Source organism: Caballeronia sp. GAWG1-1, from assembly GCF_023631465.1.
Classification (GTDB): domain Bacteria; phylum Pseudomonadota; class Gammaproteobacteria; order Burkholderiales; family Burkholderiaceae; genus Caballeronia.
The window spans coordinates 216,703-239,068 of the sequence record NZ_JALQDB010000032.1 but is presented as its reverse complement, the minus strand read 5'-3'; the positions used below and the strand labels follow the sequence as shown (position 1 = coordinate 239,068).

At 62.6% G+C, this 22,366-nt stretch carries 21 protein-coding genes; 6 read left to right on the top strand and 15 right to left on the bottom strand.

Features of this window, described 5'->3' with window-relative positions:
- Positions 1 to 54: 54 nt before the first annotated feature.
- Together NCT03_RS22295 and NCT03_RS22290 are read left to right on the top strand one after the other, a co-directional pair.
- Positions 55 to 1,185: a porin gene (locus NCT03_RS22295; RefSeq protein ID WP_284503407.1), complete on the top strand. Its 1,131-nt coding sequence runs from the start codon at positions 55 to 57 to the stop codon at positions 1,183 to 1,185.
- Between the two features lie 98 nt (positions 1,186 to 1,283).
- Positions 1,284 to 2,213 carry a LysR family transcriptional regulator gene (locus NCT03_RS22290; protein ID WP_250493948.1) on the top strand — a complete coding sequence of 310 codons (930 nt, stop codon included), beginning with the start codon at positions 1,284 to 1,286 and terminating at the stop codon, positions 2,211 to 2,213.
- Between the two features lie 15 nt (positions 2,214 to 2,228).
- On the opposite strand, the gene NCT03_RS22285 is transcribed toward NCT03_RS22290, so the two are convergent.
- The 4 genes from NCT03_RS22285 to NCT03_RS22270 form a co-directional block, all read right to left on the bottom strand.
- Complete coding sequence (locus tag NCT03_RS22285; protein WP_250493947.1) at positions 2,229 to 2,963, bottom strand: LrgB family protein; 735 nt, start codon at positions 2,961 to 2,963, stop codon at positions 2,229 to 2,231.
- On the bottom strand, positions 2,960 to 3,331 hold the full coding sequence (locus tag NCT03_RS22280; protein WP_250467901.1) for a CidA/LrgA family protein: 372 nt from the start codon (positions 3,329 to 3,331) through the stop codon (positions 2,960 to 2,962). The genes NCT03_RS22285 and NCT03_RS22280 overlap by 4 nt, the downstream gene beginning before the upstream one ends.
- Before the next feature lie 105 nt (positions 3,332 to 3,436).
- Positions 3,437 to 3,622 carry a DUF2934 domain-containing protein gene (locus NCT03_RS22275; RefSeq protein WP_250493946.1) on the bottom strand — a complete coding sequence of 62 codons (186 nt, stop codon included), beginning with the start codon at positions 3,620 to 3,622 and terminating at the stop codon, positions 3,437 to 3,439.
- 122 nt (positions 3,623 to 3,744) lie between these two features.
- Positions 3,745 to 4,125: a hypothetical protein gene (locus tag NCT03_RS22270; protein ID WP_250493945.1), complete on the bottom strand. Its 381-nt coding sequence runs from the start codon at positions 4,123 to 4,125 to the stop codon at positions 3,745 to 3,747.
- A 268-nt stretch (positions 4,126 to 4,393) separates the two neighbouring features.
- Between NCT03_RS22270 and NCT03_RS22265 the strand changes: the two genes are divergently transcribed.
- From NCT03_RS22265 to NCT03_RS22255, 3 genes are all read left to right on the top strand, one after another.
- Positions 4,394 to 5,296, top strand: a complete 903-nt coding sequence (locus NCT03_RS22265) for an SDR family oxidoreductase (protein ID WP_250493944.1) — start codon at positions 4,394 to 4,396, stop codon at positions 5,294 to 5,296.
- Positions 5,297 to 5,408: 112 nt separating this feature from the next.
- Positions 5,409 to 6,110, top strand: a complete 702-nt coding sequence (locus tag NCT03_RS22260) for an SDR family NAD(P)-dependent oxidoreductase (RefSeq protein ID WP_250493943.1) — start codon at positions 5,409 to 5,411, stop codon at positions 6,108 to 6,110.
- A gap of 31 nt (positions 6,111 to 6,141) precedes the next feature.
- Positions 6,142 to 7,062: a LysR family transcriptional regulator gene (locus NCT03_RS22255; RefSeq protein ID WP_250493942.1), complete on the top strand. Its 921-nt coding sequence runs from the start codon at positions 6,142 to 6,144 to the stop codon at positions 7,060 to 7,062.
- 177 nt (positions 7,063 to 7,239) lie between these two features.
- Here NCT03_RS22255 and NCT03_RS22250 read toward each other — a convergent pair whose 3' ends face one another.
- The 11 genes from NCT03_RS22250 to NCT03_RS22200 form a co-directional block, all read right to left on the bottom strand.
- A complete protein-coding gene (locus NCT03_RS22250) occupies positions 7,240 to 10,149 on the bottom strand; it encodes an ATP-binding protein (RefSeq protein ID WP_250493941.1) in 2,910 nt (969 codons plus the stop codon).
- A 178-nt stretch (positions 10,150 to 10,327) separates the two neighbouring features.
- Positions 10,328 to 10,771 carry a DUF3331 domain-containing protein gene (locus NCT03_RS22245; RefSeq protein ID WP_244831215.1) on the bottom strand — a complete coding sequence of 148 codons (444 nt, stop codon included), beginning with the start codon at positions 10,769 to 10,771 and terminating at the stop codon, positions 10,328 to 10,330.
- Between the two features lie 33 nt (positions 10,772 to 10,804).
- Positions 10,805 to 11,770 (bottom strand): MBL fold metallo-hydrolase, encoded by a 966-nt coding sequence (locus NCT03_RS22240; RefSeq protein WP_502800405.1) that lies wholly within the window; start codon positions 11,768 to 11,770, stop codon positions 10,805 to 10,807.
- A gap of 83 nt (positions 11,771 to 11,853) precedes the next feature.
- Complete coding sequence (locus NCT03_RS22235; RefSeq protein WP_244831214.1) at positions 11,854 to 13,572, bottom strand: FAD-dependent oxidoreductase; 1,719 nt, start codon at positions 13,570 to 13,572, stop codon at positions 11,854 to 11,856.
- Between the two features lie 22 nt (positions 13,573 to 13,594).
- Positions 13,595 to 15,133, bottom strand: a complete 1,539-nt coding sequence (locus NCT03_RS22230; protein WP_502799784.1) for an alginate export family protein — start codon at positions 15,131 to 15,133, stop codon at positions 13,595 to 13,597.
- Positions 15,057 to 15,992 (bottom strand): VOC family protein, encoded by a 936-nt coding sequence (locus NCT03_RS22225; protein WP_502800404.1) that lies wholly within the window; start codon positions 15,990 to 15,992, stop codon positions 15,057 to 15,059. Before NCT03_RS22225 ends, NCT03_RS22230 begins: the two co-directional genes overlap by 77 nt.
- A 27-nt stretch (positions 15,993 to 16,019) precedes the next feature.
- Entirely contained in the window at positions 16,020 to 16,700 is a 681-nt protein-coding gene (locus NCT03_RS22220) for a YoaK family protein (RefSeq protein ID WP_250493938.1), read from the bottom strand.
- Between the two features lie 20 nt (positions 16,701 to 16,720).
- On the bottom strand, positions 16,721 to 16,945 hold the full coding sequence (locus NCT03_RS22215) for a DUF1427 family protein (protein ID WP_250493937.1): 225 nt from the start codon (positions 16,943 to 16,945) through the stop codon (positions 16,721 to 16,723).
- Between the two features lie 111 nt (positions 16,946 to 17,056).
- Positions 17,057 to 18,526 (bottom strand): mechanosensitive ion channel family protein, encoded by a 1,470-nt coding sequence (locus tag NCT03_RS22210; protein ID WP_250493936.1) that lies wholly within the window; start codon positions 18,524 to 18,526, stop codon positions 17,057 to 17,059.
- 18 nt (positions 18,527 to 18,544) lie between these two features.
- Positions 18,545 to 20,431: an amidohydrolase gene (locus NCT03_RS22205; protein WP_250493935.1), complete on the bottom strand. Its 1,887-nt coding sequence runs from the start codon at positions 20,429 to 20,431 to the stop codon at positions 18,545 to 18,547.
- 96 nt (positions 20,432 to 20,527) lie between these two features.
- Positions 20,528 to 21,163, bottom strand: a complete 636-nt coding sequence (locus NCT03_RS22200) for a hydrolase (protein ID WP_244831207.1) — start codon at positions 21,161 to 21,163, stop codon at positions 20,528 to 20,530.
- A gap of 371 nt (positions 21,164 to 21,534) precedes the next feature.
- On the opposite strand from NCT03_RS22200, the gene NCT03_RS22195 reads away from it, so the two are divergent.
- Positions 21,535 to 22,356 (top strand): alpha/beta fold hydrolase, encoded by an 822-nt coding sequence (locus NCT03_RS22195; RefSeq protein ID WP_250493934.1) that lies wholly within the window; start codon positions 21,535 to 21,537, stop codon positions 22,354 to 22,356.
- Positions 22,357 to 22,366 lie beyond the last annotated feature (10 nt).

The window sequence follows — 22,366 nt, the reverse complement described above, 5'->3', positions numbered from 1 at the left end:
ATTGCCGATATCGATCGTCGCGACCATGACGAGCCCGTTTGTCGCGCCAAAATCATGGAGTATCACGTGAAGTTCAAGCACCTCGCTGTTGCGGCAGGATTTTTGACTGGCCTGCAAGTCCCGATTGCGCATGCGCAAAGCAGCGTTACGTTGTACGGGTTGATATCGGTGGGCGTCGCTTATTCGCCGAATCAATCCGGTCATCATACGTATCAGGCCATCACCGGACAAAATCAGAGCCCGCGCTGGGGACTGCGTGGGATCGAAGATCTCGGCTCGGGCCTGAAGGCAGTATTCACGCTAGAAAACGGCTTCAATGCGTTGAACGGCGCATTGAGCAACAACGGCCGCGGGTTCGGCAGACAGGCTTTTGTCGGCCTTTCGAGCGACGCGTGGGGTACGCTTACCGCTGGCCGTCAGTACGATGCCGTCGTCGACTATCTGGGACCCAATACGGCATGGAGCTGGCTCGGGAGTATTGGCGATAGCGACAACACCTTCAACAATATTCGCATCCAAAATTCGTTGAAGTATGCGAGCCCGGACTTCCACGGTATCAAGGCCACTGCCTTGTATGGCTTCAGCAACTCATCCGGCGGCTTTGCGGACAATCGTGCCTTCAGCCTCGGCCTCCGATACGACCACGGTCCCTTCAACTGGAACGTTGCGTATGCGGAGTACGATTCGCCCTACAGCAACACCAACCAAACGGGCGCCGTCGACAACGATTACTCGCCCACGTACCTGCTATTCACGCACAGCGCGTTGCCTTCGAAGGCCTATGCCAGCAAACAAAGAATTCTCGGCACCGGCGGCTTCTATGTAGCAGGCCCGCTTCGCTTAGGCGCAATGTTCACGAACGTGGATTACAGCTATCTCGACCAGAGTCATCTGAATCTGAAAAACTTCAACGTGAGCGTCAACTACAACATTCGGCCCGACTTGCTGATCGGCACCGCCTACGTTTTCACGCGCGGAAAATACGACAATCCCGACCAGTCGCCGATGTGGCACGAACTGAACATCACGGTGGATTACATTCTTTCGAAGCGCACGGATATCGCCATGCTCGCCTTCGCCCAGCAAGCTGCGGGCGATGCCACGCACGCCACCGTGCTCGGCTACGGACCGTCGAGCAGCAAGCGTCAGCTCGTGGTGACGCTCGGCATTCGTCACAAGTTCTGAACGCGATCATTCGATGCACCGAGTCTGCCCTCCTCTTTCTGGATGAGTACACTGTCAGCGACGCTCGAAGGTCGCGGCGTCGAACTCATAGAGAGCACATGGACAAGCTGTTGGCATTGAGAACCTTGCTGGCGGTAGCGGAATCCGGCGGCTTCACGGCAGCCGCGCATGAACTCGGCAAGACGACGTCTTCCGTCATGCGACTGATGGACGGACTCGAAGCGTCGCTCGGCACGTCGCTTTTGACACGCACGACGCGCAGCGTCACGCTCACCGACGCCGGTGTGACCTACGTCGAGCAAGTGCGCCAGGTGCTGGCCGATCTGGCGGGCGCCGACGATAGCGTCATCGACACCGGTATCGATCCCATGGGCTCGTTGCGCGTGAGCGTATCGGCAACTTATAGCCGGCTGCATATCGCCCCGCATATCGCGACGTTTCTACGGCAGCATCCGCGCGTGAACCTGGAACTGGTCGTGTCTGACAGTCACATGGATCTGGTCAGCGAGAAGATCGATCTGGCCTTGCGCGTTGGCGTGCCGACCGCCGACCCTCGTCTCATCGTGAAGCGGCTCGGCCACAGTGCGCGATGCGTCGTGGCAAGTCCGGCGTACTTGCAGAGGCGAGGCCATCCACACGCAGCTTCGGAACTCGTTGCACACGACTGTCTGCGGTTTGCGTATAAGCCCGGCAACCGGCAGAAGTGGGTATTCCGCTACCCTGACAGAACCGAATCCGTCGATGTCGGCGGTCAATTGTTGACGAACAATCTCGACATGCTCGCGGGCGCGGCGCTCGGCGGGCTGGGCATCGCTCTGCTGCCGCAATGGCTCATCGGGGCGTCGGTACGCGACGGATCGTTGACTGCCTTGTTCGACGGCGCGCAGGTCACGCCGGAAGGCGGCGACGCTTTCGTCTATGCGACTTACCTGCCTAACCGGCGTCATTCGCGGAAGGTGCATGCGTTCATAGACTTCGCACAGCGCGCGATTGCGGCGCCGGGTCATGCGGTCAGAACCGGGCCTTAGTCCGTCGATACCGCATCAAACAAACCGCGCCAGCATCGGCAACAACACCGGCACGACGAACGCCGTGAACACACCGTTCAGCCCCATTCCAAGCCCGGCGAACGCGCCCATCTCCTCGCTCACCTGAAACGCGCGCGCCGTTCCGATGCCGTGCGACGCCACGCCGAGCGCAAACCCGCGCGCTTCGACTTCGTTCACACGGAGAAGGTTGAGGATGCCCCGCGCGGCAACCGCACCGAAGACGCCCGTCGATATCACCAGCACCGCCGTGAGCGACGGCAAACCGCCGACCTGTTTGGCAACCGCCATGGCGATAGGCGTCGTAGCCGACTTCGGCGCAAGCGATGCCACCGTCTGGCGCGATGCGCCCATGAGCGCGCCCACCGACACCGCCGAGACGATCGCCGTCAACGAGCCCGCCGCAAGGCTTACGATGATCGGCAACGCGAGCCGCCGCAGATTCGCGAGCTGCCGGTAAAGCGGCAACGCGAGCGCGACGGTCGCGGGTCCGAGCAGAAAATGCACAAACTGCGCGCCGTCGAAGTACGTGTCGTACGGCGTGTTGCTGGTCTTTAGCACGACGACGACGATCGCCACCGCGATCAACACCGGGTTTGCCAGCGGATTGAATTTGAAGGCTGCGTAGATGCGCTGCGCAATGAGGTAAGCGAGCAGCGTGATCGTGAGCCCGAGCAGCGGCGTGGCCGCCAGATAGACCCAAATACCTCCGAGGCGTGGGATCGCGGTCATGCGGCGCCTTTCGTATCGTTGGAGAGGCGGCGCTGTCGGCGCAGCATCGCACGCATGACGAGCGCGGTGACCGCAATCGCCAGCGTCGTGCTAACCGCGATGGCCACGACGACCGCGACGAGGTCGCCACTCAGCGCTTTCGCCGACACCATGATGCCGACGCCTGCAGGCACGAAGAGTAGCGAAAGATGACGGAGTATTTCGAGCGCGGTGGGTTCGAGCGCGTTGGCGGCCTGCGGACGTATCGCAAGAAAGCCGAGCAGCATGAGCATGCCGACTACAGGTCCCGGAACGGGAATGCTGAACAAATAGGAGACGCCTTCGCCCAGACACTGGAAGACGAGCAAGGTGGCTAGCGCTGCGAGCATGGAGTCTGTGTGGTCCGATTGAGAGAACGCGTTGCGCCCGTATTCTAGTCAATCGAACTCCGATGCGCCGCGTGACGCATCGGATGCCTTGCCTGCGAAGAGACGTTATTTGCCTTGCATGGCGCTGGCCGTGGCAGGTTCGTCGCTCGTGGAACTATCCGGGTCCTCGGCTTCCAGTTGAGTGCGTGCCTGCTCCCAGAATTCTTCGGCACGTCCATCGGGGCTGCCTTCTCGCTCCCATAGTTCATAGGCGCGGCGGCGAATGCGGTCCTGTTCCTTATGATCTTCCATGTCTTCTCCATGATTGGCTACGAACCGGCGCCGACGCGCTACTTAGAGTCGAAGCCCCGGCAATTGTGAATACCCTCAACAACGCTTATTGCCGCGATACCAGTCCGACCAACGAGGTCTTGTCATAGATCGCCACTTTCCAGCACGACGAAGCCGGATCGGCTGCGCGCCTGCTTGATCATCGCCGCCCGGCCGATTGCCGGCGCATGCCTGATGAACAGAGCGAGTTCGGGCTCGGACACACCTGGCACGCCGTGACGATCGCGCAAGGCGTCGTGCGTGACGGCTCCGCGGTGTTCCACGCCACGCACATTGAAGCGAAAGTTGACCGCTTCGGAAAAGCTGTCGTCGACCGCGCCGAATACGTCGGCGGAATCGATGTTCCTTTGGGCAGCGCTTTCCTCATCGACCAGACCTTTTCCCTTCAGAAACTGGGAAAACTGGCGACCCATGTCGAATGACACGCGTTCGAAGTCCACGTTTTGAAGAAATGCGAATCTCATGGCTCTCTCCGTTGCAGCATTTGAGTTATGACAAGCAGGCGGCGTGCCGGGACGGACTTTCTCTCGGACGACTGTGCGCAAGCGCACGGCCGCGGTGCGTTTCACATGCATCGGAAGACTGTGGATCGGGCTACGAGCGACTACCGCTGTCGCTAGGCATGGCCATTGCAGAGCCGAGCCGTAACCGTCGCGTACGCTAAATCCAGAATAAGCGCCCTGAAATGACGCCGCGAACACTCATCCCTTTTTGCAAGTAAGGAACGAAACGATGACCGCAACGAAGAACCAGTACACGATGCAGGACCCGCTCAAGCAGTACCCCGGTCCCGACTTCGAGCGCCAGCCGCAGTCCGCGCCCGGCCTCGCTCGGGACATGAAGCCGCGTCCCGATCACGGCGAGGAAAGCTATCAAGGGTTCGGCCGTCTCAAGGGCCGCCGCGCACTGATCACGGGCGCCGACAGCGGCATTGGCCGCGCCGTGGCGATTGCCTTTGCGCGTGAGGGCGCGGACCTCGTCCTCAATTATTTGCCGTCCGAGGAGCCGGACGCGCGCGAAGTGCTTGAACTCGTGCAGGCGGCAGGCGTGAAGGCCGTGGCGCTGCCAGGCGACATCGGCAGCGAAACCTTCTGCGGCGATCTCGTCAGCCGCACGGTTGCCGAGCTGGGTGGACTGGATATTCTCGTCAACGTGGCGGGCAAGCAAACGTCGGTGGAAACCATCGACGAACTGACGACGAAGCAATTCGAAGCCACTTTCCGCACGAACGTCTTCGCGATGTTCTGGCTGTGCAAGGCGACGCTCCCGCATATGCCGCCGGGCGGGACCATCATCAATACGACGTCCATCCAGAGCTATCAGCCGAGCCCGTCCTTGCTCGATTATGCGCCTTCGAAGGCCGCGATCACTGCGTTCACGCATGCACTCGCCAAGCAGGTCGCATCGAAGGGCGTGCGCGTGAATGCGGTGGCGCCGGGCCCGGTGTGGACGCCGTTGCAATCGAGCGGCGGCCAGCCGCAGGACAAGATCGAGGTATTCGGTTCCGAAGTGCCGATGAAGCGGCCCGGTCAGCCCGCCGAACTCGCGCCCATTTACGTGCTGCTTGCATCGCAAGAGTCTAGTTTCGTGACTGGAGAAGTCTATGGTGTGACAGGCGGCAATCACTTGCCTTGATGCCTCGGTGCGGGCGGGCGCGATTGGCGATCAACATTTATGATGCTCGTCATGGCTCTGGCGCCTCGACGCCAGAACCGAACCGAACCATGCTCTCTTAGGCGAAGAAACCATGACCGAGATGCCCTACCGCAACGCGTTGATCATCGGAGCGGGCTCCGGCATCAGCGGATCGCTCACCCGGCTTTTGCGCGACGCCGGTCTGCCGGTCGTGATTGCCGCGCGCAACATCGACAAGCTGAAGCCGCTCGTCGATGAAACCGGCGCCATCGCCCTGACCGTCGATGCCGCCGATCCCGCTCAGGTCGAGCGGCTCTTTGCGGAAACCGAAGCGCGCATCGGCGCGCCGGAGATCGTCGTGTACAACGCGAGCGGGCGAGTGCGCGGTCCCATTGCGGAACTCGATCCGGCGGAGGTCGGGAAAGCGCTCGGCGTCACGGCGTTGGGCGCGTTCTACGCGGTGCAGGCAGCGGCGAAGCGCATGACGCCGGCGGGCAAAGGCGCCATTCTGCTGACGGGCGCGACAGCGGGCATCAAGGGCTTTGCGCTCTCCGCGCCTTTCGCGATGGGCAAGTTCGCGCTACGCGGTCTTGCGCAGAGCGCGGCGCGCGAACTGGCGCCGAAGGGCATTCATGTCGCGCATATCGTCGTCGATGGCGGCGTGCGGGCGGAGCATCGGCCTGATCCCGTGGACAAGCCCGACAGCACGCTCAATCCGGATGCCATCGCGCAAACTTATCTGGATTTGCTGCGACAGCATCGCAGTGCGTGGTCCTGGGAGATCGAGGTTCGGCCTTGGGTGGAGACGTTTTGAGGGGATTTTCCTTTCGATACCGATGCTCCCCATGAACCTCTCCTTCGAAGTCCTCCAGGCCCTCGACGCCATCGACCGCACCGGAACCTTCGCAAAAGCGGCGGAAGCGCTTCACAAAGTCCCCTCGTCGCTGACGTATCTCGTTCAGAAGCTGGAGCTCGATCTCGGTGTGACGCTCTTCGACCGCACCGGGCGGCGCGCGACGCTCACGCAGGCAGGACGCCTCGTCGTCGATGAAGGCCGCCGTTTGCTCGAAGCCGCCGCCGATCTCGAACGCAAAGCCAAACGCGTGCAGCACGGCTGGGAAACGGAACTGCGGCTCGGCATCGACGAAATCATTCCATTCGACATGTTGTGGAAGCCCGTCAGCGCCTTCTACAGTCTCAAGCTCGACACGCGCCTCGTGCTCTCCAAGGAAGTGCTCGGCGGTTCGTGGGACGCGCTGCTCACGCGCCGCGCGGATCTCGTCGTCGGCGCGACAGGCGAGCCGCCGCTCATTCCCGATCTCATCGCCAAGCCAATCGGCTCGCTCAAGCATGTGTTCGTGGTCGCGCCCAATCATCCGCTCGCGTCGGCAAAAGGGCCGCTTTCCGCCGATACCGTCGCGCAGCACCGCGCCGTTGCCATCGGCGATACCTCGCGTGAACTCGCGCCGCGCACCATCGCCATCGGGCCGAATCAGGAAGTGCTCACCGTGCCGTCGCTCGAAGCCAAACTGCACGCGCAGTTGCAAGGCATCGCGGCCGGCACCATTCCCGAATGTCTCGCCGATGAACATCTCCGGCGCGGCACGCTCATCAGCAAGGAAGTCATCGGCATGCGAGATATCACGTACTTCTATCTCGCGTGGCGCAGCGATCGCGTCGGACGCGCGCTGCAATGGTGGGTCGATCAGCTCGATCGCCCGGACCTGATCGATGAAGCCGCGCATCAACGCATCGCGGCCGCGTGATGGCGATGCGGTTCTGAAAGGCGTGCGGCGGACGCATCGCCGCATGGCGCTCGCGTGAGATCGGCTCAACGCCGCCTTCCATCGAATGCGCCGAATCGAACGCGTTCTTAGCGTATTCAGAGGGCACGAAGCCGCGCACAAGTTTGTCCAACTCGCGCGCCAGAGCAAGCAGATGACTCAGCGCCGCGCTTCCCTCGAATCCGCGGAATCCGCCGAATCCGCTGAATCGCACGCGGTCTTGAGCGTGTTCAAAAGGCGCAACGCCGCGCGAAAATCGTCCCACTCGCGCCATTGCGGAAAGCGCGCGCACGCCGTTTCCAGCACCGTCATCGCCTGCGCGTTGCGGCCGCTCACATGCAAGTGACGCGCGTAGCTCGTGGCCGCGGTCAGATAGAACGAATCGCTACCCTGCATCGACGCCGTTTCCAGCGCGGACGCAAAGCAGACTTCCGCATCGAGCGACACGGCCTCGCCCGGCGGCCCCATCAGCAGAAGTTCGCCCTGCGTGCGCAAGAGTTCGCTCGCATACCACGCGTCGCCGTTGTCGTTGCAACGCTTGAGCGCGCGCACGGTCGTGTCGATGGCTTCGCCGTGCCGTCCCGCCTGCCCGAGCGCACGCGCATATTGCGCGGCAAGCATGGAGCGCGGCGCGTTGAAGCCGAGCGTATCGAGTTCCTTCAAGGCCGCGTCGAACGCTTGAAGGACGTCGGGCGTGATGTCATCGAGCGAAATCAGGTACGCGTCGAATGCCGCGCCGCACGCCTGCGCAACGTTCAAACCCGTGCGCATCGAAATCCGAAGCAGCATGTCGATAGCCTGCCGCGCCGCCTCCCGTTCGCGCGAGAGCAACGCCAGCGGGATGCGCGCTTCGATCAGCACATAAGCGGTCACGATAGCCTGCTCGGCGGCGCATGCATCCACGACGCACGCTTCGGCCAACCGCCGCGCCTCGTCGCGCGCGCCTTGCAGCCAGAGCACGCGCGCAAGCGTGGCCTCCCCGACGATCCGCTGATCGACCGATCTCCCAAGCGGCATACGCGTCTGCAAGCGCGCCGCATGCTGCAGAAAGTGTTCGAGCGATGCCCGCGCCTTCGCCTGTTCGCCCGCATAGTGGGAAGCAATGCCGAGCAGCCGGTAGCCGAGCAGCACATCGGTCGATTCCGGCTCGGCGTCGGTGGTCTGCGAATCGGCGGCGAGTGCCGCAAAGCGCCGGGCGAACGACAACGCGCTGCGCACTTCGCCCGCGCTTTGGCTCGCGTTCCACATGCCCCAGAGCGCGCGCGCCTCGAAGACGCGATCCGCCAGCGCCAGCGACAACGCCAGCACCTCCGACCACAACGCGCGAGTCTCCTTGTCCGGACCATGCACATAGACGAGCGCGGCAGCAAGCGCCGCCTGCAGACGCATCCGCACGCGCATGCAGCGATGCGAGAAAGCTTCCGCCTCGCGTCCGGTTTGCAGCGCGGCAAGCGAGCGCCGCGCCCACACGCAGCATTCCTCGACGAGCGAGAGTTCGAACAGCAGCGAGACGAATTTCACGCACAGCGTTTCCGCCAAAATGGCATCGCCTTTGGGCGAAAGCGTCCATGTCAGCGCGGCGCGCAGGTCGCCGAGCATGTCGCGCATGCGCCGCTGCCAGCCTTCGGAGTGATGTCCGCCGCCATGCTGCGCGTCGTCGTTCAGAAGACTCGCGAAATGATTGGCGTGACCGAGCGATACGCGTTGCCGCTCGCCGTTGTCATCGAGTTTTTGCAAGGCGTAGGCGCGCGTCGATTCCAGCAGACGATACGCCGCGCGGCCATTCCCCGTCTGCCGTGCGACGAGCGATTTCTCCACGAGTCCCGATACCGCCGCGATCACATCGAACTCGCGCAATGCATCGTCGCCGACGATGGCGACCGCCGCTTCCATCGAAAAGTCCGCCACGAAAATGCCGAGACGGCGCAGGGTCGTGCGTTCGGCGTCATCGAGTAAGGCGTGGCTCCAGTCGAGCGTCGCGCGCAAGGTCTGATGCCGTGGAAGCGCCGTGCGATTGCCGCCCGTGAGCATGCGAAAGCGGTCATCGAGATGCGCCGCAAGCGTTTCGACACCGAGTATCGTGGCGCGCGATGCAGCCAGTTCGATGGCGAGCGGTATGCCGTCCAGCCGCCGGCAAACGGTGCCGATGAGTTCCATACTGCGTTCATCGCACGAAAAGCGCAGGTCGATGGCGCGCGCGCGAGCCAGAAACAGTTGCACGGCGCTGCATCGCTTTATGTCGACGCCCGAGGCGCTTGGCGCGGGCACGCTGAGTGGCGCGACCCAGTAAAGATGCTCGCTCACCACCTTGAGCGGTTCGCGGCTCGTGGCCAGTACGCGAATGGAATCGCTCACCGTGCAAAGCGCATCGGCGAGACTCGCCGCAGGCGTGAGAACGTGTTCGCAGTTATCGAGCAGGACGAGCATGCGGCGCTCGCGCAATTCCTGCGCGATGACGGCAAGCGAGCGCGACCCCGCCGCCGGATTGATGCCGAGCGTGCCGGTGAACGCCGCCAGCACGCTTGGCAAATCTTGCGCGGGCGAAAGCGAAACGAGATACACGCCGTCGGGGAAGCGGTCGAGCGAGCGCCGTCCGGCTTCGATGGCAAGCCGCGTCTTGCCGATCCCGCCCGCGCCGATCAGCGTCACATGCCGCGCCGCTTCGAGCGCGAGCAGGATATCGGCGATGGCGGTATCGCGTCCGACGAGCGGAGACGTATTCGAAGGCAGGTTGTGTGCAACGCCGGCGTTGGCGACGCTCGTGGGCGCATCGGCCGGTTGCCTCGTCCTGACGAGCCGGTAACCGCGTCCCGAGACGGTCTGGATCAGCACGCGGTTCGCGCCCAGCACCTTGCGCAGCGCCGACATGTGCACCTGCAGATTGTTCTCTTCGACGAGCGTATCCGGCCATACCGCCGCGAGCAGGTCGTTCTTCGAGACGAGCGCGCCGTCGGCGGCCACGAGCACGGCGAGAATATCGAACGCACGGCTTCCGAGTCGAACAGGTTCGTCATCGAGCAGCAATTGCCGACGCTCGAGATCCACCTGAAGCGGTCCGATGCGAATCATGCGCAATGGTCCAGCATATGAAGGTTTGAACGTAGCCCCGGCGCCGCACCCAAATTCTGGCGCCCGGAAAGTGCCCCCGAAGCATAGAGCACCCGCCTTCTCCCATGTTTGGAAAAAACCGGGCTTATCGTTCAATAATTTTGCACATGCGTTTTGTACATGCGGCGCAGCGTCGAACCTAGTCGGGCAACGCGGAAGCCAAGATCATGGCGCGTGCATTGCCCAACGAAGCGCTGCGCCGTTGCGGCTTGTAGACGATATCGCCACGTACGATCCCCGCGCCCGTGAGCGCGCAACGGCCAATCTTGCGCGCCTGGCAACGCACCCAGACCTGATCCGCATAGCGGCAACGCGTCGCGTCCTGCCAGAGAATCGCGATGGTTCTCGACGACAGGCGCTCCAGCACCTCGATGCGCGCATGGTCCGCAAACGGCTGCGTCTCGCGTCCGCGCATGCGCTTCAAAGCTTCCAGCGCCGCACGATGCGCCATGTCGTTGCCGCCTTGCAGCGCATCGATCACATGCGTCCAGACCGCGCCGCGCGTGAGATTCGCGATCACCTCCGCCCCTCTTGCGGCACGCGGCGGCAGGGTTCTACGTTCTGCTACGAGGGCTTCTGGCATCGCGCATCTCCGCGTGGTCAGGCGCCGGGCGCGTCAATGGCCCGGATCGCCTTCGTAGTTGACGGGCACCCACTCGTAGCGGGCGCCCTCCTTTCTCACATGTCCCAAACCCGGAAACGCGATGTGCGCCGCCGCCACGAGATCGCCCTCGCGCGCCACGAGATCGAGCGCGGCGCGACGCGAACGGCGCGCGGCCGGTGCATCGGTGTCGTACTCGACGGACGCCTGCGGATTGCGCAACTGAATGCTCGCCACGTGGATCACGTCGCCCCACGCGAGCATCGTCTTGCCGCCGCTTTCGATGCGATACGTCGTGTGTCCCGGCGTATGACCCGGCGTCGCGATGGCGCGAATGCCGGGTTCGAGTTCGACATCGCCCGAGAACGGCACGAAACGGCCCGCCGCCACGTAAGGCGCGACGGATGCGCTCGCGGCATCGAAGAAAGTCGAGAGGAACGCAGGCGCCTTCGGCTTGTTCGCGGCATCGAGCCAGTAGTCCGCCTCGGTCCGGTTCACGCGCAGCACGGCGTTTGGAAACGCCATCGCGCCATCGACGATGACGCCGCCCACGTGATCCTTATGCAGATGCGTGAGCAGAATCTCGTCGACGTCTTCCGGCCGATACCCCGCCGCCCGCAGGTTCGCCATCATCCGGCCGCAGCACGCGCCGTACAACACGCCCGCGCCGGAGTCGATCAGAATCAGCTTCGCGCCCGTGTTGACGAGGAACGCGTTGATCGAGCCTTGAACCGGCGCATCGAGGAAATCGCGCCGCAAGTCCTCGGCGATTTCCTTCTTCGATACACCCTCCACCACCGTATCGATGGGAAACGGATGCGTGCCGTCGGACAGCGCCGTGACTTCGAATCGCCCGAGCATCAGGCGATAAAAGCCCGGCCCTTGCGTGCCGACCATCGGCGCGCGGGCGAATGCCGCGTCCGTCGTCATGAAGGCGCTGACGCAAAGCACGAGGCATCCGAGACTTCTCCACTTCGACATGAGCGTTTCCCTTGCACGCACCGGTTCTCACGAAGCATAGCCACGCATAAATCGGCAGACGCGCTAATCGTCCTTAAATGTTATTAATCGGCGGTGACCGACAAGCTCAGATACGCATGAATCTGACTGACCACCGCCGCGCCGTCGCCGACCGCGGAAGCCACGCGCTTGGCCGATTCCGAGCGCACGTCGCCAACCGCGAAGATGCCCGGCACGCTCGTCTCCAGCGCGAAGCGCAGCCGCGTGCCGTGTTCCGTGCGACCCGATCCCGTCATCACGAAGCCGCGGTTGTCGAGCGCGACGCCGCTCGCCGCGAGCCAGCGCGTCTCCGGGTCCGCGCCGATGAAGAGGAACAGATGCCGCGTCGCGATGGCCTCGTCACGCGCCTCGTCCGCATGATGGACGCGAACGTGCGTGAGGCCCGCCTCGTCGCCTTCGAGGCCGCTCAACGTGCAGCGCGTGCAGAGCATCACGTTCGGCAGGGAAGCAATGCGGTCGATCAGATACCGCGACATGCTCGCGCTCAGGCTTTCGCCGCGCACGAGCACCCGCACGCTGCGCGCGAAGTTGGCAAGAAAGACGATCGCCTGACCGGCCGAATTGCCGCCGCCGATCAACACGATGTCCTGCCCCTTGACGAGCCGCGCCTCGATGGTCGACGCCCAGTAGTACGTGCCGCGCCCTTCGAAGCGGTCGAAGTCCTCGACGTCCGGCTTGCGATACGCCGCGCCGCTCGCCGCCACGATCGTGCGTGCGCTCACGCGCTGGCCATCGGTGAGCGTGACGACGAAGACGTCGTTCTCGGGTGTGACGCACGTCACCTTGCCCGGAATGGCGAGGTGCGCGCCGAACTTGAGCGCCTGCTGAAACGCGCGGGCCGCCAACGCCTGGCCCGAGATGCCGGTGGGAAAGCCGAGATAGTTTTCGATCCGCGCGCTCGCGCCCGCCTGACCGCCCGGCGCGCGCTGATCGAACACGGCCACCGAAAGCCCTTCGGTGGCCGCATACACCGACGCCGCGAGCCCGGCCGGTCCCGCGCCGACGATGGCGACATCGTAGATATGCGAAGGCTCGAACGCCGGCACGAGTCCCAGGCACGACGCGAGTTGCGCCTCGTCCGGCGCGCGCAACACGTAGCCGTTCGGGCAGAAGACGAGCGGGAAGTCGTCCGGACCGGTCGTCATGCCGGAGAGCAGCGTCACCGCTTCGGGATCGGTGCGGGCATCGACCACGGTTGCCGGGTGCGCGTTGCGGCGCAGGAAGCCTTGCAGACGGATCAGCCGCGCATCGTCTCCATTGCCGACGATGATCGGCCCGAGCCCCTGCTCGATCAATCCGAGCCGCCGCAGGATCAGCGCACGCATGATGTGCTCGCCGAGTTGCGCGTCGGCGACGATCAGCGCGCGCAGCTTGTCGGGTTCGATGACGAGCGTTTCGGCGTCGGTGAGCGCGACGCCGTCGATCAGCGCGGGCTTGCCCGAGAGTTGCGCCATCTCGGCCATGAAATGCCCGTCGTCGTGTTCGGTGACGAGCGTGGAGCGCCCGAAGCTGTCGCGCGAAGAGATACGCACGCGCCCCTTCAGCAACACGAAAAGACCGAGCGCCACCTTGCCCGTTTCGAAGATCATGTCGCCTTTTTTGAACGACATGGGCCGCGCGAAACGCCGCACGCTTTCGATCTCGGTATCCGAGAGACGCGGAAACATCTGGTGCTGACGAAATTCAAGCGAGGAAAAAGGCACTTCGAGTTCGGATGGCGTCGCGGCACGCCCGAACGGCCTCGGTAGATCGGAATCGCTCATGACTCAGGCTCCATCGAATGCTTTACCAGCCGAACTTGAGTTCGGCGCCCACGTAGTCGGCATTGCTCGCGCCGAGATCGCGCAAGGACGAGCCGACTTGAAAATGCACGGCCTCGACCGAGGCCACGAGATTCGCCGCGACGTTATAGTCCGCGCGCACTTGCGTATAAAAGCCGGTCCAGCGCGAGCCGCGCCCGGCTGTTCCCGGCACGACCGCCGAGCCTTGTCCATAGACGGCGTCCGCGGTGGTCTCACGCCATTGCAAGCCGACGCCCGCGAGCAGCGAGAGCTTGCTGTTGGGCTTGAGCGTGAGCGACGGCTTGATATGAATCAGGTTGGTGTATCCCGTGTAGCCCGCGAGCGTGAAATAATAGCCGTTCGGAAAGAGCGGATTGAACGTGCCGACGCGCCCATCGCCCGGATGACGGTCGCCCGAGGCGGCATCGATCTGAATGCCCAGACGCGGGGTCCAGGGCGCCGCCGCCAACGTGTAACCGGCGAGCGAACCCACGGCCCATGCGCTGATCGTCTTCTCGCCGACATGACCGCTTTGATACATGCCTTCCACGTCCCAGTCGATATGCGAGACATTGCCCGCGTATCGCATGTCGAAGACATCGCGATGCTCGTCGCCGCTGGCATCGAGAAAGCGCGCATTGCTGCGGTTATAGCGCGAGTAATACGCGGACAGATCGCCCGGCCCCACGCCCTGACGTTCGACGCGCGCGCCGCTGAAGGTGAGATGACGATTGGAGACATCGTCGAAATCCGTGTTGAAGCGATACTGCACCGGCTGCGTTGCATAGGCGATCCAGCGCCACGGACCGGTCTCGTAGTCGCCCCAGAAACCGTCGAAAGCCTGCCGCACGTTCGGGCCGTCGCGCACCGATACGAAGCGCTGCAAGTCGAACGCCATCTCCTGCCGCCCCGCGCGAAATTTGACGAGCCCGCCCGCGAGCGGATGCGTGAACGCAATGAACGCCTGACGCAGATCGAGCGGATTCTTGTCGACGGAGGTCACGTTGTCCTTGCCATACGGACGCGCGTCTTCCAGTTGCGTGAACACTTGCACATAGGGGCCGAGATGCACATCGGCGTGGACTTCGAGACGTTGCAGCACGTAGGTATCGTCGCGGCCGGAGCCTAAGCCGAAGAGCGGCGCGTCGTTCATCTCGACGCGTTCCCGCAGCACCGCGCCGAGCGACACATACGCATCCGGATTGCCGAACAGCGGAATGTACTTGAGCGCGTCGAGCGGGCGTTTCGGCACGCAAGGCAGACCGAGCACGGACCAGTCTTCCTGCCAGCGATTGAACTTGATCGCCGGCCGCGCGCACGATGCCCCCGGCGCGGCGCTGGCGTTGGTATCGTCGCCTGCGCTGCCGAGCGCCGTATCCGCCGCGGATACGGGCAGCGCCGCCGCGATCCCCGTGCCGATCAAGAACATACGCAGCGAACGCAGCGCACGGCAGCGTCTGGAACGATCAGCGGCCATCGTGGATTTCGGCGATATATCCGCCCGGGAACTCGACCATCGCCGTCTTGTAGCTTGCGCTCGCATAAGGCGGGACCAGCACCTTCGCGCCTGCCGCTTGCGCACGTTGCAGGGTCGCGGCGAGGTCATCGACACCATAGCCGGTCGTTTCCTTGCCGAACGGAAACGGCAGCTTGCCATCGGTCACGAAGACGACCATGCGCCCGAAATTCGAGTCGATGCGAATCTGCCGGAACGTCTCGCCCGGTTTGCCGATCGCGCCCGCATCGGCACGCGCATTGTCCGAGACCACCTTGCCGTGAGAAAAGCGCAGCCAGCGGCGCACGAAGTTATTCGCTTCGTAACGCGAGACATAGACGCGGTTGTCGGGCACGCTTTGCAGCGGCGCGTAGTTCGGCGCCTTGGTGTGCCAGTAGAGCTGCATGACGAGGCCGCCCGGCCACTGGATGATCGCGTCCTTGCCGATGGGGTCGTCGAACGGTTCGACGATCACGTCCGCGCCCGCCGCGCGCGCGGCCTTCACGGCGTCGTCGATATCGGTCACGAGATAGCCCGTGCGCTCGTTGCCGAACGGATAAGGCACGGGCGTTTCGAAGCCGAACACGGACAGCATGCCCACGGGCGTCTGCACGTATTGCGAAGCCGTCTTGCTCGGCGTGGGCGTCACGGTGAAAACCGCCTTCTGCGATGCCTTGCCGCCGAAGGTCGCGAGAAAGCTCTGCACGAAGGTATCGACATCGGCGGATGCGACGTAGACGTGGGTCGTATCGTATTGCGGACCGACCGCGACTCGACCCTTGATGGCGGACGCAGCGGTAGCGTCATGCGGACCGGCATCCGCGAACGATGCGAGAGGCGCAATGCCGATGAGAAATGCCGCCGCGATGGCGCTTGAGCGAACGAGCTTGATCATGTCGATACTCATTGATGTTTGAAGTGAGCGAACCGTAAGTCACGCCGCCCGGGCAACGCGCGGCGGCCATGCGAGCAACAGAAGCAGCGCGATGGGCAAGATCAGGCCGTAGAACGAGAGATGCACGAAGGCGAGCGCGCCGCCCACCGCGCCGATAGCAAAGGCAAGCATGGCCGTGAGCGTGGCGCGCAAACGCGCAAGCACTTGCGGCCCTTCTGCATGATGCGAACCGCGATGCGCGAGATCGACCAGATCGAGCACGATCTGCGTGACATTGCCGGTCATCACTGTGTTGGGCAGCCCGGGCTTCTGCAAGACTTTGGGGCGCGCGTTCTGCACGCCCATTGCGGTGGCGCCCAACACGCCGCAGAGCAGCACCATGCCCGATGAAGCGTCATCGATAGGCAACGCGAGCAGTCCTGTGCCGAAGAACGCGAACAACAGCAACGCTTGCCACAGATGCAATGCTGCGGCGATGTAGGCGTCGCCACGTGCCTTCATGATCTTTGCCGCCACGCTCGCCGATCCCACGCCGACGATGAACGCCGGAAACGCCAGCAGCTTGAGCAGCACGCCTTGCCCCACGCCCGCGACCTCCGCGCCGATCAGCACGAAGTTGCCCGTCACATGCGCCGTGAAGAGGCCGAACAACGCGACGAATCCCAGCGTATCGACGTATCCCGCTATGAACGCGAGCACCGTCTCTTCATGCTCTTTCAAGGGACTTCTCCGGTGAAACCTCAGCCGCCTTCACGCGACGTGCCTGCCTTGTCCTTCGATACGACGTTCACGCTTTCGGTTTGCGCGAAGAACTGCGACTTCACGACCGGTATTGCGTGTTCGCCGAGCACCATGCCGAGCAGTCCCGCTAACGCGATCAAAGGCGGCGCGGGTGACTGCACGCGCAAGAGCCAATAGAGCATGCCGACCGCGAAGCCCACACCGAGTGAAATGACATAGCCCATGTTCTCTGTTCCATCCTTTCCTAAAGAAGAAACGCTGTCTCTCCCTTAAGGGAAAGCCTAGCAAGCCGATTGATAATTGGCCTTGGATAAAGCTTAAAAAACCTTAAGACCTCAAAAGGTCAATTGATGAAAACGCTTCACGCTCTCGCGGATCCATCCGAAAAGACTGCTATGTTCCGATGCCTGCCCGGCAGGCGCCGCGCGCAACATCTGGTCGCTCGCCCGATGCTCGGAAAGCAGCCTGCACATCTCGCTCGTGACCTCGGGACGTCGCGCGAGGATGGGCGTGAGCGCCTCCTTGTCGAGCCGGTACACGACGACGCGCGTCGTCGCACGCACGGTCACATCGCTTTGCACGCCCGCGAGAATGCCGGATTGACCGATGGAATCGCCGGGTGCAAGTCTTCGCACTTCGAGATCGTGCGATGCTTTCGGCACCGTCACGCTTGCCACGCCACGCGCAATGATGTGCAACGCCTGACCTTCGTCGCTGCCCGCTGCAAACACCGTTTCGCCCACTTCGAAAACATGACGTGTGAGGCGTTTGGAGAGCTCGTTCAGTTCGTCCGCATCGAGCGTATGAAAGATTGTCACGTCGCGCAACAACACGAGCTTCTCGTCGATGGCTTGCGTCGTTTGCCGTGGCGCCGACAACGGACGCAACACGACCGCACGCGAACCTAGATGCCGATGCGCCAGATCGAAGAGATCGCTGCGCACCGATACTTTCTTGTCGAGCGAATCGACGTAACAAAGAATCTCGTATTCGATGGCGTATTCAGTCGCGCGCCGCACACTTACGACCGGCGCGGGACGGTCGATAACGTCGATGCAACTCGCTGCGGCATCGCCGAGCGCATCGAGCACGACAGCGGGACGCACCGATGGATCCACCGAGAGCACGACGCTGATGCCGTTCGTATCGAACGGCTGATTCGAATTAACGATGTTCGTGCGCGCCGCGACGCTGTTCGGGATCACGACGATGTTGCCCTGCCCGTTGAGCAGGCTTGTCGCGCGCCAGTTGCTCTCGACGACCTTGCCTTCGGCATCGCCGATAGTGATCCAGTCGCCCAGACGAAACGGCTGCGTGGCGTTGAGCACGATGCCCGAGAACACATCGTTGAGCGTGCTCTGAATTGCAAGGCCGATGACAATGGCCACCGCGCCCGAGGTCGCCAGCAACCCGCGCACGGGCAACTGCAACACGAACGCAACGGCCGCGACCGCGGCAGCCAGATAGACGAGCGCACCGAGCACGTCCTGAAAGAGCCGCTCCTTGTGCCACGCCTCGGGCAGCACGATGCGGTCGAGCATGATCGTGACGAGCCGCGCGCCTTGCAGCCACCACATCAACTCCAGCACTTGGGCAAGCAGATGCCGCAGCGGTTCGTTGGGCCAGGGCGCCGCAAAGAGCGGATTCATGCCGTGCGCGAACAACACCCACGTCGATAACGCGAACATGGACGCACGAAACGCGAGCCGCATGGGCTCGCTTCTTCGGTCCATGAAGCGCCACGCGAGGAAGTCTACGACGAGTATCGCGATGCCGAAGAGCAGGCCGTCGGTCAGGGTCGGCATCGCGTCACTCGCCCTTGTTCAAAACGCGAAACAACTGCATCCCAGCGCGCCCCAGAAGCCGTTCGAGTCGCTGACAGGTATCTTCTTGCGCCACGCGAAACCGTGCGCATGCGCATGCACGTTGCAAAGATTCACGCAACCGTCCACGCAGGCAACCGCGGTCGGCTTGTAACGGCTATAACCGCCGAACTCCGCCACCGGCGACCATGACGGACTCACCGGCAAGTCCGGGGGACCGTATGGGGTGAACTCGTCGCTTGCATAGACGACCTTGCCGCCCACCACGGTCATGACCGAATCGAGAAACTTGATGCGGCTTTCATCGACGGTGAAGAAGTCTTCCGATAGCACCGCGAAGTCCGCGAACTGCCCCGCGACGAGCGCGCCCTTGCGATCGTCCTCGCTTGAAAACCACGCGCTGCCAACGGTATAACGGCGCAATGCTTCCATGCGGTCGAGTTTGTTCGCGCCGTCGTACATGGCCGTGCCGCCGACCGTCTTGCCCGACACCATCCAATAAAGCGAGACGAACGGGTTGAAGCTCGCCACGCGCGTGGCATCGGTGCCCGCGCCCACGGGCAGACCGGCATCGAGCATGTGGCGGATAGGCGGCGTGCGCTTCACGGCTTCCTCGCCGTATCGTGCGATGAAGTACTCGCCCTGATACGCCATGCGATGCTGGATTGCGATACCGCCGCCAAGCGCCTTTACACGGTCGATATTTTTCTGCGTGATGGTCTCGCAATGATCGAAAAACCAGCGCAAGCCATCGAAGGGAATGTCGGCATTCACACGTTCGAACACATTGAGGAAGCGTTCGATCGATTCGTTATAGGTGGCATGCAGACGGAACGGCCAGCGGTTTGCAACGAGCAGACGCACTACCGCTTCGAGTTCGGTTTCGAGCGTGTCGGGCAGGTCGGGGCGCGGTTCCAGAAAGTCTTCGAAATCAGCCGCCGAGAACACCAGCATTTCGCCTGCGCCGTTCACGCGCAGGAAGTCGTCGCCTTCGCCGGGCTTCGTCATCTTCACCCACTTCGCGAAGTCTTCAATCTCCTTCTTCGCGTTCTGCGTGAAGAGGTTGTACGCGATACGCACGGTCAATTCGTTGTGCTTCGCCAAGTCCATGATGACAGCGTAATCGTCGGGATAAGCCTGATATCCGCCGCCTGCATCAATCGCGCTCGTCACGCCAAGACGATTCAACTCGCGCATGAAGTGGCGCGTGGAATTGCGCTGCTCGTCGGGCGGCAGCTTCGGACCCTTGGCGAGCGTCGCGTAAAGAAGGCCCGCGTTGGGCCGCGCGATCAGCATGCCGGTCGGATTGCCGCGCTTGTCGCGCTGAATTTCGCCGCCGGGCGGATCGGCTGTTTCCTTCGTATAGCCGACCGCGCGCAAGGCCGCCGCGTTGAGCAATGCGCTGTCATACAGATGCAGGATGAACACCGGCGTGTCCGGTGCAATCGCGTTGATCTCTTCGAGCGTCGGACCACGGCGCTCCGCAAACTGAAATTCGTTCCAGCCGCCGACCACGCGCACCCATTGCGGGGCGGGCGTGCGTGCAACCTGCTTCCTCAGCATGTCGAGCGCGTCCGCAAGCGACGGAACGCCATCCCAACGCAACTCCATGTTGAAGTTGAGGCCGCCGCGTATGACATGCAGATGCGAATCGTTGAGGCCGGGAATCACGGTGCGCCCGTTGAGATCGATGAGGCGCGTCGCGTCGTTCGCATGACGCATCACGACTTCACGCGATCCTGCTTCGATGACCTTGCCATCGGCAACGGCGAGTGCATCCGCGAACGAACGCTTGTCGTCCTGCGTGGCAATCTTGCCGTTGAAGAATACGGTATCGGCGCGCGCGGGCGTGCCTGAACCCGTGCCTGAGCTCGTGCTTGAATTCATGGGCGTTCTCGTGTGAGGCGTGCCGCGACGCGGCGCTTGCTGGAAGCCGGCGCGATGAACTTCGCGCCAGCCTTTTCGATACGACTGCGAGCCGATTCAGCCCGCTTCGCTTGCGTGTTCGCCGAGAATCGATTTCGCATAACGCACGCCGATGCCATACGCGCTATGCGACTTGAGAATGTCCATGCAACCTTCGTAAGTCTCGGTGCGGCCCCAGTCGCGTTGCAGTTCGAACATGAACTGAAGCGACGTCATTGGCACCGCGCCGGCCTGGATGATTCGCTGCACGGCGCGTTCGTGCGCTTCGTGCGTGATGTCGCCACAAGCATCGGTCGGGACGTAGATTTGATAGCCTTCCGCGATCATCTGCACGGTCGGAAACGTCACGCACACTTCCGTCCAAAGACCCGCGAGCACGATCTTCTTGCGGCCCGTCGCTTCGATTGCTCGGCGAAAGCCCGCGTCTTCCCACGAGTTCATCGAGGTACGGTCAACCGGCTGCTGCTCCGGAAACACGCCTTGCACTTCGGGCACCATGTCGCCGCTAAAGGTTTTGGCGGCAACGGTAGTGAGAATGGTCGGCACCTTGAACAACTTCGCCGCCTTGGCGATAGCCTGCACGTTATGCAGGATGGTGGTGCGTTCATGCGAGGTCGTGCCAAAAAACATCTGCGGCTGATAGTCGATCAGCGCAACCGCGCAGGTATCCGGGGTCAATAGTTCTTGCGGCATTTGCAGGCTCCGTTGGAAAAGATGCGGCAGTCAGGACGAACATGCCGTGCTCGGGTGAGCGGCTGGAAGGATTGAGATGGATGATAGCCACGCGTCTTCGCCGAGTCCTTGAAAAATCCCTTAATTGTTCTTAACGAATATTCGCTAAGAAAATGCACTTCGATTTTTAGCGCGTGGGATTTTCAGGAAATGAATTTCAGGACTTCGCCTTTCGCTGGCGGGAGCATGCACCGCGATTAAACCGCCTTAAGAACAATTAATCTTTTCTCAAGTTCAGGCGTCTTCCACGCGGCTAAGATTCGGTCAACGCGTCGCGCTCAAGGAATGATTCTTAGCGCACGCGCTCGACCAACATCGCTAAAGGACACGCCATGAGCACCGTAAAGACCAAGGACAGCACGAATATTTTTTATAAGGACTGGGGCAGCGGCAAGCCGGTGGTCTTCTCGCATGGCTGGCCGCTTTGCGCGGATGCATGGGACCCGCAAATGCTGTTTTTGGCGCAGAAGGGATACCGCGTCATTGCGCATGACCGTCGCGGTCATGGCCGCTCCGACCAGACTTCGGAAGGCAACGACATGGACACGTATGCGGACGATCTAGCCGCCGTGCTCGACGCGCTCGATCTGAAGGACGCCATGCTCGTCGGCCATTCGACGGGCGGCGGCGAGGTTGCGCATTACATCGGACGTCATGGCAGCGGGCGCGTCTCGAAGGCCGTGCTGATCGGAGCGGTGCCGCCGATGATGCTCAAGTCCGAGAGTAATCCGCTCGGCTTGCCGATGTCGGTGTTCGACGGCATCCGCGACAATACGGCTTCGAATCGCTCGCAATTCTTCAAGGATCTGGCCGTACCGTTCTTGGGCTACAACCGTGACGGCGCGAAGGTCATACAAGGCAACATCGACGAGTTCTGGCGGCAGGGCATGATGGGTTCGATCAAAGGCCAGTACGAGTGCATCAAGCAATTCTCGGAAGTGAACTACACCGATGATCTGAAGAAAATCGACATTCCCACGCTCGTTTTGCATGGCGACGACGATCAAATCGTGCCGATAGAAGCGTCGGGACGACGCACGGCGGAGATCGTGAAGAACGCGACGCTAAAGGTTTATGCTGGCGCGCCGCACGGCATGTGCACGACGGAAGCCGATCGCGTGAATGCGGATCTGCTGGCGTTCTTGCAAAGCTGATGCTGCACGT

What these genes read in the sequence shown, in the direction of transcription:
- NCT03_RS22295 (WP_284503407.1), top strand. Translation starts at nt 55, where the DNA reads ATGGAGTATCACGTGAAGTTCAAGCACCTCGCTGTTGCGGCAGGATTT.
- NCT03_RS22290 (WP_250493948.1), top strand. Translation starts at nt 1,284, where the DNA reads ATGGACAAGCTGTTGGCATTGAGAACCTTGCTGGCGGTAGCGGAATCC.
- NCT03_RS22285 (WP_250493947.1), bottom strand. Translation starts at nt 2,963, where the DNA reads ATGACCGCGATCCCACGCCTCGGAGGTATTTGGGTCTATCTGGCGGCC.
- NCT03_RS22280 (WP_250467901.1), bottom strand. Translation starts at nt 3,331, where the DNA reads ATGCTCGCAGCGCTAGCCACCTTGCTCGTCTTCCAGTGTCTGGGCGAA.
- NCT03_RS22275 (WP_250493946.1), bottom strand. Translation starts at nt 3,622, where the DNA reads ATGGAAGATCATAAGGAACAGGACCGCATTCGCCGCCGCGCCTATGAA.
- NCT03_RS22270 (WP_250493945.1), bottom strand. Translation starts at nt 4,125, where the DNA reads ATGAGATTCGCATTTCTTCAAAACGTGGACTTCGAACGCGTGTCATTC.
- NCT03_RS22265 (WP_250493944.1), top strand. Translation starts at nt 4,394, where the DNA reads ATGACCGCAACGAAGAACCAGTACACGATGCAGGACCCGCTCAAGCAG.
- NCT03_RS22260 (WP_250493943.1), top strand. Translation starts at nt 5,409, where the DNA reads ATGACCGAGATGCCCTACCGCAACGCGTTGATCATCGGAGCGGGCTCC.
- NCT03_RS22255 (WP_250493942.1), top strand. Translation starts at nt 6,142, where the DNA reads ATGAACCTCTCCTTCGAAGTCCTCCAGGCCCTCGACGCCATCGACCGC.
- NCT03_RS22250 (WP_250493941.1), bottom strand. Translation starts at nt 10,149, where the DNA reads ATGATTCGCATCGGACCGCTTCAGGTGGATCTCGAGCGTCGGCAATTG.
- NCT03_RS22245 (WP_244831215.1), bottom strand. Translation starts at nt 10,771, where the DNA reads ATGCCAGAAGCCCTCGTAGCAGAACGTAGAACCCTGCCGCCGCGTGCC.
- NCT03_RS22240 (WP_502800405.1), bottom strand. Translation starts at nt 11,770, where the DNA reads ATGTCGAAGTGGAGAAGTCTCGGATGCCTCGTGCTTTGCGTCAGCGCC.
- NCT03_RS22235 (WP_244831214.1), bottom strand. Translation starts at nt 13,572, where the DNA reads ATGAGCGATTCCGATCTACCGAGGCCGTTCGGGCGTGCCGCGACGCCA.
- NCT03_RS22230 (WP_502799784.1), bottom strand. Translation starts at nt 15,133, where the DNA reads ATGCGAGCGCAAGCTACAAGACGGCGATGGTCGAGTTCCCGGGCGGAT.
- NCT03_RS22225 (WP_502800404.1), bottom strand. Translation starts at nt 15,992, where the DNA reads ATGAGTATCGACATGATCAAGCTCGTTCGCTCAAGCGCCATCGCGGCG.
- NCT03_RS22215 (WP_250493937.1), bottom strand. Translation starts at nt 16,945, where the DNA reads ATGGGCTATGTCATTTCACTCGGTGTGGGCTTCGCGGTCGGCATGCTC.
- NCT03_RS22210 (WP_250493936.1), bottom strand. Translation starts at nt 18,526, where the DNA reads ATGCCGACCCTGACCGACGGCCTGCTCTTCGGCATCGCGATACTCGTC.
- NCT03_RS22205 (WP_250493935.1), bottom strand. Translation starts at nt 20,431, where the DNA reads ATGAATTCAAGCACGAGCTCAGGCACGGGTTCAGGCACGCCCGCGCGC.
- NCT03_RS22200 (WP_244831207.1), bottom strand. Translation starts at nt 21,163, where the DNA reads ATGCCGCAAGAACTATTGACCCCGGATACCTGCGCGGTTGCGCTGATC.
- NCT03_RS22195 (WP_250493934.1), top strand. Translation starts at nt 21,535, where the DNA reads ATGAGCACCGTAAAGACCAAGGACAGCACGAATATTTTTTATAAGGAC.